This is a genomic window from Bradyrhizobium sp. HKCCYLS3013, assembly GCF_051167615.1.
Classification (GTDB): Bacteria; Pseudomonadota; Alphaproteobacteria; order Rhizobiales; family Xanthobacteraceae; genus Bradyrhizobium.
This window is the reverse complement of record NZ_JBNPTK010000007.1, coordinates 270,404-285,498: the sequence shown is the minus strand read 5'-3', so window position 1 is coordinate 285,498 and position 15,095 is coordinate 270,404. Positions and strand designations below refer to the sequence as shown.

The window sequence follows — 15,095 nt, the reverse complement described above, 5'->3', positions numbered from 1 at the left end:
CCCCTCACCCGACCGAGCCTGAGGATCAGCCGGCGATGCCCTCTCCCACAAGGGGCGAGGGCACTGCATCGCGCAGCGTTGCGGAGGTTGCATCAAAAGACCAGGGATCGGGAAGCGAGAAGAGAGTCCGGGCCGAAGCTGGAGCTACACGTGAACTATGAGCCGTGTGTTCATGGAGAGGGTGAATATCTCGCCGCGAAATCAGCCCTCATCCTGAGGAGCCCGCCGCAGGCGGGCGTCTCGAAGGACGGCCGCGCGCGACGCACTAGGCCCCACGAAAGATCGAATAGCCCCAGGGCGTGAATTTCAGCGGCAGGTGAAAATGCTCCTCGACCTTGTCGATCGCGAAGCGAAACGGCACAGTGGTGAGGAATTTCGTTTGAGCGTTTGCCCCGAAGAACTCGCCGACATGGAACAGCACCTCATACTCGCCGGCCGTGACGCCCTCGCCCTTGACGACTGGCGCCTGCAGCGTGCCGTCGGCGCCGAGCTGTCCCTCCGCGAGCAGCGTGCGATCCGGCGTCAGGCGCCAAATCGCGACGCGCAGGCCACGCGCGGGGCGCCCGTTCGCCACGTCAACCGCATGAACCGAGATCCCGCCGGCCATCACCCACCTCATCCTGTCTTTGCTGCGATGATAGACGCGAAATCGGTCGTCGCGCCAGCCACGCAATGGACTGAGACATCATGTCCGTGACGGCATCCCAGATCGCAAGCGCTGTCCTGGAACGGCAGGCGTCGGCCAGAGAGACGGCCGAGCAGGCGCTTGCGCGCATTGCCGCGGCGCGCGACCTCAACGCCGTCGTCACGATCGATCCCGAACGTACGTACGCTGAGGCCGATGCCGTCGACGCGCGTGTTGCAGTCGGAGAGCAGCTCCCGCTGGCTGGCGTGCCGATCGTGGTCAAGGACAACATCTGGGTCGAGGGTTGGCGCATCACGCAGGGCTCGCGGCTGTTCACCGATTTCATTGCGCCAGAGGATGCGATCGCCATCGCGCGGGTGCGGCGCGCTGGCGCCGTCATTGTCGGCATCGGCGCGACCTCCGAATTCGCTTGCAAGGGCGTGACGACCTCGCTCCTGTACGGGCCGACCCGCCATCCGCTGGATCAGCAGCTCACGCCCGGCGGCTCGTCCGGCGGGCCGGCGGCAGCGGTCGCGGCAGGCCTCGTGCCGCTCGCGATCGGCACCGATGCCGGCGGCTCGAGCCGGCGTCCGCCGGCCCATGTCGGCGTGGTCGGCTTCAAGCCGTCCTATGGTGCGATCCCCTATGGGCCGGGCTTTGCCGAGCCGTTCTGGCGGATTTCGGTGATTGCGCCGATCGCCGCCGATGTCGCCGATGCCAGGCTTGCGTTCGAGGTCATGGCCGGTGCCGATCCGCGCGATCCCGATGCGTTCGATGTGGCCGCGGCCGATCAGGAGAAGCCGCTTCGCGTGACATTCTCGCCGCGGCTCGGCTTGGATGTCGCCGTCGATCACGAGGTGAGTGCCGGCTTGCAGCAGGCCGTCGCCCGGCTCCGCGCCAGTGGCATGACAATCGAGGACAAGAATCCGATCTGGCCGGCAGGCCTCGCCGAGGACGCGGTGATGCCGCTGCAGCACGCCGGGCTGGCCGCACTCTACGGCGAAGGCTTTCGCAGCGATCCCACGCAGTTCGACCCGGACATCGCCAAACAGATCGAGCGCGGCCTCGGCCTGAGCGGCGCAGACGTGGCGCGCGCGATGGAAGCGAGCACGCAGATCGCGCGCGCGTTTGCGGCGTTCTTCACCGAGGTCGACGTGCTGCTCGCGCCGACCGTGCCCTGCGTCGCCTGGCCGTTCACGCAGCTCGGCCCAGCGGAGATTGGTGGCAAACCCGCCATGCCGCGGGCGCACGCGGTGTTCACGCCTTACGCCAACCACGCCGGCGTGCCGGCGATCTCGATTCCGTGCGGGACCAATTCGCAGGGCCTGCCCTTCGGCCTGCAACTGATCGCCGCACGCGGGCGCGATCGGATGCTGCTGGACGTGGCGGCGCGGGCGGAGAGAGTGTTGCTTGGTTCGTTTGAATGAGCTCACGGCGGTCTTAACCTCGCCCCGCTTGCGGGGAGAGGTCGGATTGCATCGCCAGATGCAATCCGGGTGAGGGGGTACAGGTCCAACAACGAACACCACTCGTGCGGCTGCCCCTCACCCCAGCCCTCTCCCCGTAAGAACGGGGAGAGGGAGCCCACCGGCTGCGAGGCGCGCGCACCGAACCAACTAACAGGCGACGACACCAGCCCGCCTGCTCACCCCTGCTCGAACTTCTTCGCCAATCTCGCCCGCGTGATGTGGCCGATCTGGTCGATCGCGTTGGCGATCTCGGTATCCATATCGTTGCCGATGCGGCGTTCCATCTCGGCGATGACCGAGGGACGGTCGGCGTGCAGCGCCAGAGCGACGATCAGCGGCATGCCGAACTTGTCGCGGTAGCGGCGGTTGATGTCGGCGACGCGCTCGAACTCGGCGCGCGAGAGCGCGGTGAAGCCGAGCCGACCCTGCTCGCCGATCGAGTCGTTCGTCATCTCACCCGCCAGCGCCTCGCGGCCGGCGAGCTCCGGATGGGCGCGGATCAGCTTCAGCTTCTCGTCGCGGCTCATGGCGCGGACGACGTTCATGAGCGTCGTATGCAGCGCATCCGCGGCGTCGTCGAAGGCGGACAGGCCGGCACGATAGGCGCGGTCGGCAATCTCCGGGGAGTGCTCGAAGATGTCGCCATAGCGCTCGACGAACAGCACGCGCGACATCTGCGACGGCCGCCATACGCCAGCCGGCGGATGCGTCCGGATCCAGTGCCGGGCGATGTCCAGCCGGGTCGCGACCCAGACCTTGTCATGACCCGTGATGTAGTCGAGGAAGCGCGCCAGCGCGGCCGCGCGCCCGGGGCGGCCGACCAGCCGGCAGTGCAACCCGACCGACATCATGCGCGGGCTCTCCGCGCCCTCTGCGTAGAGCGTATCAAAGCTGTCCTTCAGATAGGCGAAGAACTGGTCGCCGGAGTTGAAGCCCTGCGGGGTGGCGAAGCGCATGTCGTTGGCATCGAGCGTATAGGGCACGATCAGTTGCGGGCCGTGCGGCCCCGCGATCCAGTACGGCAATTCGTCGGCATAGGAATCGGCGCTGTAGACGAAGCCCTGCTGGTTGAGGACGATGTCGAGCGTGCGCTCCGACGTGCGGCCCTGGTAGAAGCCGAGCGGCCGCTCGCCCGTCAGCTCGGCATGGAGGCGGATCGCCTGCTCGATATCGGCGCGCTCGTCGGCTTCGGGGACATCGCGGTAGTCGATCCATTTCAGGCCGTGGGAGGCAATCTCCCAGCCGGCTTCCTTCATCGCGGCGACAGCATCAGGATTGCGCGCCATCGCGCTCGCGATGGCGAATACCGTGACCGGCAGCTTGCGCGCGGTGAAGATCCGCCACAGCCGCCAGAAGCCGGCGCGCGAGCCGAACTCGTAGATGGACTCCATGTTCATGTGGCGCTGGCCCGGCCACGGCTGGGCGCCCACGATCTCGGACAGGAAGGCTTCGGAGGCAGCGTCACCGTGGAGGATGTTGTTCTCGCCGCCCTCCTCGTAGTTGATCACGAACTGCACCGCGATGCGGGCATCGCCGGGCCAGCGCGGATGCGGCGGCGTGCGGCCGTAGCCGACCATGTCGCGCGGATAGACGTCAGCACTCATCCGGCTCAGCTCCCGCGATAGGTCTGGTAGCTCCAGGGCGTCGCCAGCAGCGGCACATGGTAGTGCGCGCCGGCATCGGCGACGGAGAAGCGGAGCGGGATCAGATCGAGAAACAGCGGGTCGCCCAAGGCGAGGCCATGGGTCTTGAAATAAGCTCCCATATGGAAGGTCAGCATGTAGGTGCCGGTGGCGAAGTCATCGTCCGCCAGCATCGGCTGATCGGTCCGCCCGTCCGCATTGCTCCGCACCTGCTTGACGCGGCGCCAGGAGCCGTCGGGTTCGAGGACATCGAGATCGATCGCGACGCCGGCCGCGGGCTTGCCCCTGACCGTATCCAGAATATGCGTGCTCAGCCGCCCCATGCATCATTCCTCTCTGCTGCCGGCTCGGAACACTATCAGCGCCCGGTTAAAGGTTCGAGGCGATTTGCCGTTCAGTTGCAGCCTATGGGCTGGTCACGTCGCGCTCCCTGCCGAACCGCTCGACCAGGAAGTCGATGAACAGCCGCACCTTGACCGAGAGGTGCCGCGTCGGCGGATAGATCGCATAGAGCGCGAGCGGCGGCGCGGCGTAGTCGGCGAGGATCGCGGTCAGCGCCCCGCTCTCGAGCGCGTCCGCCGCGATGAAGCGCGGGATCAGCGCAACGCCCTGCCCCTTGATGGCGACATCGCGCAGCACCTCGGCATTGTTGACGCACAACGACCATGCCGGCTGGATCCAGTGGTCGCCGTCACTGCCGGTGAGCTTCCACTGATTGCCGGTCAGCAGGAAGCCGTAGGTCAGCGCGGTGTGGCGGCGGAGCTCCTCCGGGCTCTCTGGCGTGCCGTGCCGCGCCAGATAGGCCGGCGCGGCGCAGATGACGCGCTCGACCGGCATGATCCGCCGCGCCACCAGGCTCGACGATTCCAGCTCGGCGATCCGCAACGTCACGTCGAACCCGTCCTGCACCGGATCGAGCAGGTCGTCGCTGAGCACGATCTGCAACTGCAGCTCGGGATAGCGGGCCATGAAATCGGCCACGACCGGCCCGAGCCGCATGGTGCCGAACGACATCGGCGCATTGACGCGCAACAGCCCACGCGGCGCGGCCTGCGACTGGCTGACGGCCTGATCGGCGGCGTCGAGCTCGGCGAGGATCGCGACGGCGCGCTCGAAATAGCGCTGGCCGGTCTCGGTCGGGCTGGCATGGCGCGTGGTGCGGACGATCAGCTGCACGCCGAGGCTCTGCTCGAGCTCGCCGATATATTTCGAGATCGCCGAGCGCGACAGCCGAAGCTGCCGGCCGGCTTCGGCGAAGCTGCCGCTCTCGACCACCTTCACGAAGGCCCGCAGGCTGCTCAGCTTGTCCATAGGGTCTCCGGGCCGTCATTGTCGCCAAATCGTAGACAGAGACGTCACAAGAGCACGGATTGTCTCCAAACCAAAGCAGACCAATATGGCGTCCAGGAATTCAAGCGGCCCTTTTGGGCCTACCGACAGGAGATTCACATGCCCGGACTTCACCACGTCACCGCCATCGCCGGCGACCCGATCCGCAATTTCGGCTTCTACACCCGCGACCTCGGGCTGCGCTTCGTCAAGAAGACGGTCAATTTCGACGATCCCGGCACCTATCACTTCTATTACGGCGACGAGACCGGCCGCCCCGGCACCATCCTGACCTTCTTCCCCTGGGCCGGCGTGCGGCCGGGCCGCCGCGGCGTCGGCGAGACCCACCAGACCGCATTCCGAGTACCGCAGCGCTCGCTCGGCTACTGGACGCAGCGCCTGACCGAGAAGGGCATCGCCTATGAGGCGCTCGAGAAGCGCTTCGGCGAGTCGGTGCTGCCGTTCACCGATCCCGACGGCATGGCGCTCGCGCTGGTCGGCGTCCCCGGCGCGGAGAACGAGCCCGGATACAGCAACGGCGACATCCCGGCCGAGCACGCCATCCGCGGCTTCCACGGCGTCACGCTGCTGCTCGACTCCGCCGAGAAGACCGCAGCCGTGCTGACCGACGTGTTCGGCTTTGCCGAGACGGGCCGCGAAGGCTCGGTGATCCGGTTCAAGGCGCCGGGCGATGCGCAAGGCAGCGTGGTCGACATCTACGAGGCCAAGGGCTTCCTGCGCGGCGCGCAGGGCGCGGGCTCCGTCCACCACATCGCCTTCCGCGCCGCCGACGACGCCGAACAGGGCGTGATGGCGCAGCGGCTGGTCGATCGCCACGGCCTGCATCCGACCGAGCAGAAGGACCGCAACTACTTCCGCTCGATCTACTTCCGCGAGCCGGGCGGCGTGCTGTTCGAGATCGCGACCGACATCCCGGGCTTCGCGGTCGACGAGCCGGTCGCCGAGCTCGGACAAAACCTGAAGCTGCCCGCTTTCCTCGAATCGCATCGCAAGCAGATCGAGGGCGTGCTGCCCAACCTCGAGGAGGCCGCATCATGACCGCCACATTGTCCTTCACCCACCGCTTCCAGCCCGCAAGCGCGGACGGCGCAGCGCCGCTGCTGCTCCTGCACGGCACCGGCGGCGACGAGAACGATCTCTTGCCGCTCGGCGCCACGCTCTCGCCCGGCGCGGCTCTCCTCTCGCCACGCGGGCAGGTGCTCGAGCACGGCATGCCGCGCTTCTTCCGCCGCCTGGCGGAAGGTGTATTCGACGAGGACGACGTCCGCCGCCGCGCGCGGGAGCTCGGCGCCTTCGTCGGCGAGGCGCGTCGGCATTATGGGATCGGAGCACCGGTCGCGGTCGGCTACTCCAACGGCGCCAACATCGCCGCAGCGCTGCTGCTGTTGCAGCCGGAGACGCTGGCGGGCGCGGTGCTGTTCCGAGCCATGGTGCCGCTGAGCCAGCCACCGGCGGTCAAGCTGACGCGTCAGCCGGTGCTGATGCTGTCGGGGCTGGCCGATCCGATCGTGCCCGCCAGCAATTCGGCAAAGCTGTGCACTGAGCTCACCGAGGCCGGCGCGGACGTGACTCACACGACGCTGCCGGCGGGGCACCAGCTGTCGCAGGCGGACATCGCGCTGGCGCGCGACTGGCTCGCCGGACTGCCGCACGCGATTGCCGCCTGAAGATGCTTGCGGCTCCGGCCGCTCCTGACCAAGAATATCGTCTCATCGCGCATCGGACCGCAGTCATGCGGCTCCGATGCCGGGCGGACGAATGGGAAGGATCTCGGGCATGGCCGTCGACAAGCTGTTCATCAATGCGCGGCTCGACCGCGGCGCGCGCCATGCGATCACGGTCGACGGCGGCCGCATCAGCGGCCTTCTCGCCGAGACCGAGCGCCCCGAGGCGCGCGAGGTGGTCGATCTCGGCGGCGCGCTGGTCGTGCCCGGCTTCGTCGAGGGCCACATCCATCTCGACACCAGCTTCTATGGCGATGCGTGGAAGCCGCACAAGCCCTGCACCAATGGCTTCGACGTGCATGAGCGCGTCGCGTTCCAGGCGCAGAACATGGCCGCGGCCGCGCCGATGGACGTGCGCGCCCGCAACCAGCTCGATCTCTGCATCGGCCACGGCACCACGCGGATGCGCAGCCACGTCATGGTCGACGGCTCGGTCGGCCTCACATCGCTGGAAACGATCCTGCGCGTGCGCGAGGAGTATCGCGAGCTGATCGAGATCCAGCTCGTCGCCTTTCCCCAGAGCGGCATCCTCAAGAGCCCGGGCACGCCCGAGCTGCTCGACGAGGCCATCCGGCTCGGCGCCGACCTCGTCGGCGGGCTCGACCCCGCGAGCTTCGACCGCGACGTCGAGAAGCATCTCGACGTCGTGTTCGGCACAGCGCACAAGCACGGCGTGGATGTCGATATTCATCTGCACGATCCGGGCATGCTCGGGCTGTTCGAGCTGGAGCAGATCGCGGCGCGCACGCGCGCCCTCGGCATGCAGGGCCACGTCGCGGTCAGCCACGCCTATGCGCTCGGCGACCTGCCTGCTGACCCGCTGAAGAAGATTGCCGATGTCCTGGCGGCGTCTGGCGTTGCCATTATGACCAATGCGCCGGGTGCGCGGCCCTTCCCGCCGGTGGCGCTGCTGCGCGCGGCCGGCGTCACCGTGTTCAGCGGCAACGACAACATCCGCGACTCCTGGTGGCCCTATGGCGACGGCGATCTGTTGAACCGCGCCATGATGGTCGGCTACCGCTCCGGGTTCTATGTCGATGACGAGTTGCGGATGGCCTTCGACCTCGTCACCGAGGCCGGCGCCAAGGTCTTGAGGCTTGCCGATTACGGCCTGCGCGTCGGCGCGCGGGCCGACTTTGTCACCCTCGATGCCGAGCACGTTCCGCAGGCCGTCGTCGCCGTGCCAAAGGGCCGCTCGGTCTACAAGGACGGCCGCCTCGTGGCGCGCGACGGCCATGTGATCAGGCAACCGATCTAGGCCGGCGTCATTGGGCCGGCTCGACCGGTGCCTGTGAGCGCGGCGGCTCGGCGCGTGACACGGTGGCGGCCTCGATCCAGCGCGTCACCGCCGACAACTGCCCGCCGGACTCGCGATAGGCCTGCAGCTGATAGTCGGCCGAGCTGCCGAACTGCATGATGATCCGGCAGTGCTCGACCTCGGCGAGACATCCCAGCGCCTCCGCATGCGGCGCGACGTCCGCGATCATGCGGTTGAGGATCTCCTGGCCCGTCACCGGACCGTCCTCGGTCACGAACAGACAGTCGGTGCCATAGCGCTGCGCCCGCCACTTGTTCTCGACCGCGATCGCACGCTCGACGTTGCCGACGGCCTCGGCAAGATCGGGATTCAGGTACAGATGGCGCGCCAAGGCGCGATAGAGCGAGGCAATCGCGACGGCGTCGTCGACCGCGGTGCAGACGTCGGGGGCACGCAGCTCCAGCGTCGGATGCCGCAGCGACGGCCGCATCGCCCACCAGACATGGCTCTCGTCCGGCATCACGCCGGACTTCGTCAGCGCCGCCACATAGCGATCATATTGCTGCTTCGAGGTGAACAGCTCGGGCAGGCCACTGCGCGGCAGCTCGTCGTAGGCGGCGAGCCGATAGCCCTTCAGGCCCGTCTCGCGCGAATTCCAGAATGGCGAGGACGCCGAGAGCGCGATGAACACCGGGATGTAGGGGAGCATCGCCCGCATCACCGCGAAGCGCAGGTCCGGGTCCGGCAACTGCACATGCACATGCATGCCGCACAGCATGTTGCGCTGGCCGACGATCCGCAGGTCTTCCATCATCTCCGCGTAGCGCGGCTTGGGACTCGGCAGTGAGCTGCGCCACGTCGCGGTCGGATGCGTGGAGCAGGCCAGGATGGTCAGGCCATACTGACTCGCCACGCTGGCAACCTCGCGCCGCAGGAATTTCAGCTCCTCGCGCGCATCGCCGACATCGACATGGACGTTGGTGGCGACCTCGAGCTGGGCCTGCAGCATCTCGCGCATCGCCTGTCCGCCGGTCGACCAGTTGGCGGCCTCGAACAGGTCGTCCGGCGTCCGGATCGCGACATCGCGCGTCTGCGCGTCGACGAGAAAGTACTCCTCCTCGATGCCGAACGAATATTCCGTGACCTCCTCGCTGCCGGTGGCCGAGCGGATCACCAGACGCCGCTCGTCATCGCTCAGGCCGAGCCGCAGCTTCTCCAGGATGCGTGGATCCAATCCCATGTGATCAATCCTCTCCGACGTCAAATGCCGTGAGTCTGCAGCCATGCCTCCAGCAGGGCCGCCTGCCACAACCGCGAATGCCCCTTCGGGCTCATCTCGGCCTCGGGGTGCTGCAACATGTGGTCGATGAAATCGCGTCGGTAGAGACCGCGTGCGCGCGCCTTGTCGTCGTTGAGCACGTCGCGGACGTAGTCGAGGAACGGGCCGCGCAGATAGCGCAACGAAGGCACCGGAAAATATCCCTTCGGGCGGTCGATCACCTCCGCCGGCACGCAGCGGCGTGCCGCCTCCTTGAGAATATGCTTGCCGCCGTTCTTCACCTTCAGCTCGGCGGGCATGCGCGCGGCCAGCTCGACGACCTCGTGATCCAGGAACGGTACCCGCGCTTCCAGCCCGAACGCCATCGTCATGTTGTCCACCCGCTTCACGGGGTCGTCGACCAGCATGATCTCGGTGTCGATCTGCAGGACCTTGTCGACCGCCGAAGCTCCAGCGTGAGCTGCGAAGAAGCGCTCCACGAATGCCAGGCTCGCGTCGTCGTCGCCAAGCATCTCCGGTGCCAGCAACCGCTGCAGGTCGGAATGCGTCCAGTCGAAATAGGCGTTCTGATATTGCTGAACGGGATCATTGGCCGAGAGGAAGCCCGGATACCAGCTGTAGCCGCCGAACACCTCGTCGGCTCCCTGTCCGCTCTGCACCACCTTGACGCGCTTGGCGACCTCAGATGACAGCAGATAGAACGCGACGGCGTCATGGCTGACCATCGGCTCCGACATGGCAGCAATGGCGCCGGGGAGCGCCTGCAGCGCGCGGTCGCCGCCGATCCTGATCTGCTCGTGATTGGTCCCGAACGTCCGCGCGATGATATCCGAGTAGCGAAACTCGTCGCCGGAATGCGCGCCCACCGCATCGAACCCGATCGAAAAGGTGCGGATGTCCTCGTGTCCGAGCTTCGACAGCAGCGCGACCAGCAGCGACGAATCGAGGCCGCCGGACAGCAGCACGCCCACCGGCACGTCGGCCACGCGCCGGCGGTCGACCGCTGTCGTCATCGCCTCGAGCAGCGCCTCCGACCACTCCTGCTGGCTCATGGCGCGATCGGTCGGACGCTGCTCCCCGACCGAGAAATGCCAGTAGCGCTCGCGATGCTGCGTGCCGTCGGGCTCGATCGTGAGCAGAGTGGCAGGCTCGAGCTTCTTCACACCGCGCAATATCGTGCGCGGCGCCGGAACGGCGGCGTGGAAGCTGAAGAAGTGATGCAAGGCGATCGGATCGAGCGCCGTATCGACCTCGCCGCCCGCCAGCAGCGCCGGCAATGACGACGCAAAGCGAAAGCCGTGAGGACCATCGGTGTAGTAGAGCGGCTTGATGCCGAGACGGTCGCGCGCCAGCAGAACGCGCCCGCTGTCGCGTTCCCACAGCGCAAAGGCGAACATCCCCTTGAAGCGCTGCACGCAGGATTTGCCCCAGGCATGGTAGGCCTTGAGGATGACCTCGGTGTCGCCGTCGGAAAAGAAGCAATAGCCCTTCGCCTTCAGCTCGTCGCGAAGTTCACGGAAATTGTAGATGCAGCCGTTGAATGCCAGGCCGAGACCTAGCGCCGCGTCGATCATCGGCTGCTGGGCCGCAGCCGAGAGATCGAGAATGCTCAGGCGGCGATGGCCGAGCGCAAGCCCGCCCTGCACGTAGAGGCCGGCCGCATCAGGACCACGCGCCTGCATCGCATCGTTGATGCGGCCGAGCGTGGACAATGAGGGCCTTCCGGAAAAGCTGATTTCGCCACAAATGCCGCACATCGCGGGATCTTTCAGTTCCTGCTGTTTTAAGTACCTCCGACAACCCGTTGTGATCGCTTGCGTTCCGCAGCAAAATCAGCAGTCCCTGCGGCGAATAGCGGAACAATTTCGGCGGGCTTTGCCGCGCGCGCGACCAGCACGTGGTCCGGCGGCACCTCGATCCAGTCAGGCTCCTTGTCATACGGCTCGGAGACCGCGATCACCTGATTGCCGTCTTCGCGGAAATACAGCGAATTGGCGCGGTCATTCTCGGCGAAGCGAAACGCATAGAGATCGTGGCCGTTGGACAGCGCCGAGGTGAAGCGCAGATGCTCACGCAGACCATCCTCATTGACGAGCTCACAGAGTGATCGCAGCACCTTGCGCGTCGCGCCGATCGGGTCCGGATCAATGCCGGCACCGACAATGGCGAGGAACACGGCTTCAGAATCGGTCGTGCCCAGCCGCGACGGATACAGCGCGTCCGGGATCAGCGCCTCGACCTTGCGCCGCAGCCTGTTCCAGCTGCCGACGAAGCCGTTGTGCATGAACAGCCAGCGGCCGCAGGCGAAGGGATGGCAGTTCTGGCGAGTGACCGCCGTGCCGGTCGCGGCGCGGACATGAGCGAAGAACAGATGCGAGCGCAGATGCCGGCTGAGATAGCGGAGATTCTCATCCGACCAGGCCGGCCGCGTCTCGCGATAAAGCCCCGGCTCTGGATGATCGCCGTACCAACCGAGACCGAAGCCGTCACCATTGGTGCCCGCGGTCGATTCCAGCGCGCGGATGCTCTGCGTCACCAGGGAATGTTCCGGCTCGGTCACATAATGCTCGAAGGCGGTCGTTTCTCCGCGATAGGCGATCCAACGGCACATCCTTGCCCTCCGGTTCAATGAATGAGCTCGAGGCACGCAAAAACGTGTCACGTTCTTTTCGGATCATGCGGAAACGCCTTCGGAGCAGAGCTGGTTCCGCGCTGCGAGTCGCGCGCTGTGAGTCAGGCCGTAGGACTGGGATCCCTTGCCGCACGTCTCTCACCGTTGAAGCGACATCGTCGCAGTGATTGCTCAAGCCTCGCCGCGCTCGCGTACCAGCCTCAACCACGCCGCAGCCGCAGGCGACAGATAGGCGCCGCGGCGCCAGGCCATCGCCAATGTCCATTCGGTGCCGGGCTCATCAAGCAGGACGAGACTGATCGGCACCTGCGTGCGCTGGGTCGCGATCATGCGCGGCAGGAAGGCGACGCCGAGACCGGCGCCGGCGAGCTCGGCGATGAAATCGATCTGGGTGCTGCGCGCAGCCACGACAGGTTCGAAGCCGTTGCGGCGGCACGCCTCGCGAAGGATTCGGTTGAGCGCGAAGCCGGCCTCGAACAGCACGAACGGCGTCTCGCGCAGCTCTGCAAGGGTGATCGTCTCGCGGCGGGCCAGCGGATGATCGACCGCGACGAGCGCCATCAGCGGCTCGCGGCGCACGATCTGCGCGGCAAACTCATCGGCGATCGGCGGCAGCAGGCCGGCGAAATCGATGTCGCCTGCAGCCAGCAATTCGCTGAGCCGGTCGCTGCCGTGCTCGACCAGCCGGATCTCGATCTCCGGATAGAGCTGGCGGTAGAGCGCGAACAACGGCGCGAACAGCGTGCTCGATCCGATCGGCGGCAGGCCGAGACGCAGCACGCCGCGCTTCAAGCCGCGCAGCTCGGCGAGCTCCGCCTGCAGATCATCGCGCTCCGCCAGCAGACGAATGGCACGGCGATAGACGATCTCGCCGGCGGCGGTCATGCGGCTCTTGTGGCCGAGCCGGTCCAAGAGCGGCAATCCCAGCTCGTCCTCGAGCTGCTTGACGGCCTTGCTCACGGTCGACTGCGTCGCGAACACCACCTTGGCGGCCTGGGAGAAGCCGCCTTGGCGGACGACCTCGACGAAGGTCCTGAGGGTACGAAGTTCCATAATCAGGCCAAATATTCTATATTCGACTTATTATCATTCATTCAATTCGCTTTCTACATGCTGCGATGCGGCATACATTGCAAGCGCAATCACTTTTCGGACGCCACCGCATGATGCATCGCAGCATTTCCATTGGGGTTCATCGCCTGATCCGCCGCAACCGGCTGGCGCAGATCGGTCTGCTCGGCCTGTTCTGGGCCGTCGGCGAGGCGCTGGTCCGGACGACCGGCCTGCCATTGCCCGGCGGCATCATCGGCATGGCGCTGGCGCTCGTCCTGATCCTGGCCGGCGGACTGAAGGTCGCGAGCATCAAGCGCGGCGCGAACTGGATGCTGGCGGAGATGCTGCTGTTCTTCGTGCCGGCGGTGCTGGCGCTGCTCGACCATCGTGAGCTGTTCGGCCTGCTCGGCCTGAAGATCTTTGCCTTGATCGTCGTCAGCACCACCGCCGTGATGTGCGTGACCGCGCTCACAATCGACCTCTGCTACCGTTGGACCGAGCGTCATGACCCTCGCCGCGCTGTGGCGTGAGCCGCTGATCCAGGCGGCGGTCTGGTCGCTCGCGACGATCCTGCTCTATCTGCTCGCCAAGCGCGTGCACCGGCGCTGGCCGCGCTGGTGGCTGATGCCGCTCGCGGTGGCGCCGGCCCTGCTGATGATCGCGGCGCTCGCGCTCAACGTCTCCTACCGCGATTACATCCGCGGCACGCATTGGCTGGTGGCGCTGCTCGGGCCGGCCACCGTCGCCTTCGCCGTGCCGATCTACGAGCAGCGGGCTCTGATCCGCCGCCGCTGGCCGCTGCTGCTGGCCGGCATGGTCGCGGGCAGCCTCACCGCGGTGGCGACCAGCTGGGCGCTGGCCTATGTGCTCGGCATCGACGGCGAGTTGCGCCTCAGCCTGCTGCCGCGCTCGATCAGCACGCCGTTCGCGATGGAAGTCTCCGGCGAGATCGGCGGCATCCCCGATCTCACCGCCGTGTTCGTCGTGCTCACCGGCATCATCGGCGCGGCCGTCGGCGACGTCGTGCTCGCACGGCTGCCGCTGCGCTCGACGCTGGCCAAGGGCGCCCTGTTCGGGGTCGGCGCGCATGGCGCGGGCACCGCACGCGCCCACCAGATCGGCCGCGAGGAAGGCGCGGTCGCCGGCCTCGTGATGGTGCTGGTCGGGCTGATGAACGTGACGCTGGCGCCGCTCATCATTCAGTTCATGCGGTAGAGCGCTCAGCCCCGCCCGAGCGAGACGATCCAGTTGCTGATCTCGGCCTGCCGCACCCGGTCATTCGCGACGTCCTGATCGAGCCCGAGCCGCCACAGAATGTCGCGCCGGGCGCGGTCATGATGCAGGGTCGCGAGATCGGCGGCGTAGCGCTCGAGCTCCGCCGGATCGGCGAAGAACCCCTCCTCGACCAGCGGCCGGCCGATGCGGCGGATCACCCAGGCGATGTCCTGCAGGCTGAATTCGGGATGATACTGCACGCCCCAGAACCGGCCGCGGCCGCTGCGGATCTCCGCGGCCTGCACCTCGCTCATTGCATTGCGCGCGGTGACCGTCGCATCCGGCGGCAGCCTGGTGACGATGTCGCTGTGGATCGCCGGTGCATCGAACACGGCGCCCCGCGCCGCATGCATCGGATGATCGCGGCCCGCCTCCGTCAGCGCGATCTTGCGCGCGAAGCCGACCTCGCGGCCGGCCGGATTGAGCGACACCTCGCCGCCGGCCGCGACGCTGGCGAGCTGAAGTCCCCAGCATGAGCCGAACATCGGCACGCCCCGCGCGAAGACCGTGCGCACCAGCTCGATCTGGCGCAGCGATTCCGGCTCGCGCTGATAGATGTTGAGCGCCGATCCCGTGATGACGATGCCCTGATAGGCCTCGATCGGCTGCGGCAGGCGCGCATCGGCATCGGCGGGCGTGGCGATGTCGATCGCCGCCTCTGGCGCGAGCGCGCGGAGCACGTCGGCGTAGCTCTCCGACGGCGTGGCACCTGCGATCTCGGCCCAACGGCGCCTTCCGTCCAGCGAATTGCCTTCGAGCACGAGCAGTCTCAGCACGTCGTCAATCC

15 protein-coding genes are annotated in these 15,095 nt (G+C 67.0%); 6 read left to right on the top strand and 9 right to left on the bottom strand.

The features are described from left to right. Window positions 1–265: 265 nt before the first annotated feature. A complete protein-coding gene (gene uraH, locus ACQR1F_RS15910) occupies window positions 266–607 on the bottom strand; it encodes a hydroxyisourate hydrolase (RefSeq protein ID WP_315805248.1) in 342 nt (113 codons plus the stop codon). Window positions 608–687: 80 nt separating this feature from the next. Between uraH (ACQR1F_RS15910) and ACQR1F_RS15905 the strand changes: the two genes are divergently transcribed. Then, a complete protein-coding gene (locus tag ACQR1F_RS15905; RefSeq protein ID WP_315805249.1) occupies window positions 688–2,052 on the top strand; it encodes an amidase in 1,365 nt (454 codons plus the stop codon). Between the two features lie 218 nt (window positions 2,053–2,270). Here the strand turns inward: ACQR1F_RS15905 and puuE are convergent, their stop codons facing one another. From puuE to ACQR1F_RS15890, 3 genes are all read right to left on the bottom strand, one after another. Continuing rightward, entirely contained in the window at window positions 2,271–3,698 is a 1,428-nt protein-coding gene (puuE, locus tag ACQR1F_RS15900; protein ID WP_434913424.1) for an allantoinase PuuE, read from the bottom strand. A gap of 5 nt (window positions 3,699–3,703) precedes the next feature. Next, window positions 3,704–4,060, bottom strand: a complete 357-nt coding sequence (gene uraH, locus ACQR1F_RS15895; protein WP_315805251.1) for a hydroxyisourate hydrolase — start codon at window positions 4,058–4,060, stop codon at window positions 3,704–3,706. Window positions 4,061–4,142: 82 nt separating this feature from the next. Further along, on the bottom strand, window positions 4,143–5,048 hold the full coding sequence (locus tag ACQR1F_RS15890; protein WP_315805252.1) for a LysR family transcriptional regulator: 906 nt from the start codon (window positions 5,046–5,048) through the stop codon (window positions 4,143–4,145). Between the two features lie 138 nt (window positions 5,049–5,186). Here ACQR1F_RS15890 and ACQR1F_RS15885 point away from each other — a divergent pair, with 138 nt between their 5' ends. From ACQR1F_RS15885 to ACQR1F_RS15875, 3 genes are all read left to right on the top strand, one after another. Beyond that, window positions 5,187–6,125, top strand: coding sequence for a ring-cleaving dioxygenase (locus ACQR1F_RS15885; protein WP_434913423.1), 939 nt, complete (start codon window positions 5,187–5,189; stop codon window positions 6,123–6,125). Next, complete coding sequence (locus ACQR1F_RS15880) at window positions 6,122–6,754, top strand: alpha/beta hydrolase (RefSeq protein WP_434913422.1); 633 nt, start codon at window positions 6,122–6,124, stop codon at window positions 6,752–6,754. Before ACQR1F_RS15885 ends, ACQR1F_RS15880 begins: the two co-directional genes overlap by 4 nt. A gap of 109 nt (window positions 6,755–6,863) precedes the next feature. Further along, a complete protein-coding gene (locus ACQR1F_RS15875; RefSeq protein WP_434913421.1) occupies window positions 6,864–8,069 on the top strand; it encodes an amidohydrolase family protein in 1,206 nt (401 codons plus the stop codon). 7 nt (window positions 8,070–8,076) lie between these two features. On the opposite strand, the gene ACQR1F_RS15870 is transcribed toward ACQR1F_RS15875, so the two are convergent. The 4 genes from ACQR1F_RS15870 to ACQR1F_RS15855 all read right to left on the bottom strand — a co-directional run bounded on the left by ACQR1F_RS15870 (window position 8,077) and on the right by ACQR1F_RS15855 (window position 13,033). Then, complete coding sequence (locus ACQR1F_RS15870; RefSeq protein WP_434890266.1) at window positions 8,077–9,309, bottom strand: carboxylate-amine ligase; 1,233 nt, start codon at window positions 9,307–9,309, stop codon at window positions 8,077–8,079. Window positions 9,310–9,329: 20 nt separating this feature from the next. Next, window positions 9,330–11,105: an N-acetylglutaminylglutamine amidotransferase gene (locus ACQR1F_RS15865; protein WP_434881919.1), complete on the bottom strand. Its 1,776-nt coding sequence runs from the start codon at window positions 11,103–11,105 to the stop codon at window positions 9,330–9,332. 26 nt (window positions 11,106–11,131) lie between these two features. Beyond that, on the bottom strand, window positions 11,132–11,959 hold the full coding sequence (locus ACQR1F_RS15860) for a class II glutamine amidotransferase (protein ID WP_315805258.1): 828 nt from the start codon (window positions 11,957–11,959) through the stop codon (window positions 11,132–11,134). 192 nt (window positions 11,960–12,151) lie between these two features. After that, window positions 12,152–13,033, bottom strand: a complete 882-nt coding sequence (locus tag ACQR1F_RS15855) for a LysR family transcriptional regulator (protein WP_315805259.1) — start codon at window positions 13,031–13,033, stop codon at window positions 12,152–12,154. A 110-nt stretch (window positions 13,034–13,143) separates the two neighbouring features. On the opposite strand from ACQR1F_RS15855, the gene ACQR1F_RS15850 reads away from it, so the two are divergent. Both ACQR1F_RS15850 and ACQR1F_RS15845 read left to right on the top strand, forming a co-directional pair. Beyond that, a complete protein-coding gene (locus ACQR1F_RS15850) occupies window positions 13,144–13,563 on the top strand; it encodes a CidA/LrgA family protein (protein ID WP_315805260.1) in 420 nt (139 codons plus the stop codon). Beyond that, entirely contained in the window at window positions 13,538–14,248 is a 711-nt protein-coding gene (locus ACQR1F_RS15845) for an LrgB family protein (protein WP_316182808.1), read from the top strand. Before ACQR1F_RS15850 ends, ACQR1F_RS15845 begins: the two co-directional genes overlap by 26 nt. 5 nt (window positions 14,249–14,253) lie before the next feature. Here ACQR1F_RS15845 and ACQR1F_RS15840 read toward each other — a convergent pair whose 3' ends face one another. Beyond that, on the bottom strand, window positions 14,254–15,084 hold the full coding sequence (locus ACQR1F_RS15840) for a type 1 glutamine amidotransferase (RefSeq protein ID WP_316182807.1): 831 nt from the start codon (window positions 15,082–15,084) through the stop codon (window positions 14,254–14,256). Window positions 15,085–15,095 lie beyond the last annotated feature (11 nt).

Bases quoted from the DNA above. Each gene is read 5' to 3' on its own strand.
- uraH (WP_315805248.1), bottom strand. From the start codon at position 607: ATGGCCGGCGGGATCTCGGTTCATGCGGTTGACGTGGCGAACGGGCGC.
- ACQR1F_RS15905 (WP_315805249.1), top strand. From the start codon at position 688: ATGTCCGTGACGGCATCCCAGATCGCAAGCGCTGTCCTGGAACGGCAG.
- puuE (WP_434913424.1), bottom strand. From the start codon at position 3,698: ATGAGTGCTGACGTCTATCCGCGCGACATGGTCGGCTACGGCCGCACG.
- uraH (WP_315805251.1), bottom strand. From the start codon at position 4,060: ATGGGGCGGCTGAGCACGCATATTCTGGATACGGTCAGGGGCAAGCCC.
- ACQR1F_RS15890 (WP_315805252.1), bottom strand. From the start codon at position 5,048: ATGGACAAGCTGAGCAGCCTGCGGGCCTTCGTGAAGGTGGTCGAGAGC.
- ACQR1F_RS15885 (WP_434913423.1), top strand. From the start codon at position 5,187: ATGCCCGGACTTCACCACGTCACCGCCATCGCCGGCGACCCGATCCGC.
- ACQR1F_RS15880 (WP_434913422.1), top strand. From the start codon at position 6,122: ATGACCGCCACATTGTCCTTCACCCACCGCTTCCAGCCCGCAAGCGCG.
- ACQR1F_RS15875 (WP_434913421.1), top strand. From the start codon at position 6,864: ATGGCCGTCGACAAGCTGTTCATCAATGCGCGGCTCGACCGCGGCGCG.
- ACQR1F_RS15870 (WP_434890266.1), bottom strand. From the start codon at position 9,309: ATGGGATTGGATCCACGCATCCTGGAGAAGCTGCGGCTCGGCCTGAGC.
- ACQR1F_RS15865 (WP_434881919.1), bottom strand. From the start codon at position 11,105: ATGTGCGGCATTTGTGGCGAAATCAGCTTTTCCGGAAGGCCCTCATTG.
- ACQR1F_RS15860 (WP_315805258.1), bottom strand. From the start codon at position 11,959: ATGTGCCGTTGGATCGCCTATCGCGGAGAAACGACCGCCTTCGAGCAT.
- ACQR1F_RS15855 (WP_315805259.1), bottom strand. From the start codon at position 13,033: ATGGAACTTCGTACCCTCAGGACCTTCGTCGAGGTCGTCCGCCAAGGC.
- ACQR1F_RS15850 (WP_315805260.1), top strand. From the start codon at position 13,144: ATGATGCATCGCAGCATTTCCATTGGGGTTCATCGCCTGATCCGCCGC.
- ACQR1F_RS15845 (WP_316182808.1), top strand. From the start codon at position 13,538: ATGACCCTCGCCGCGCTGTGGCGTGAGCCGCTGATCCAGGCGGCGGTC.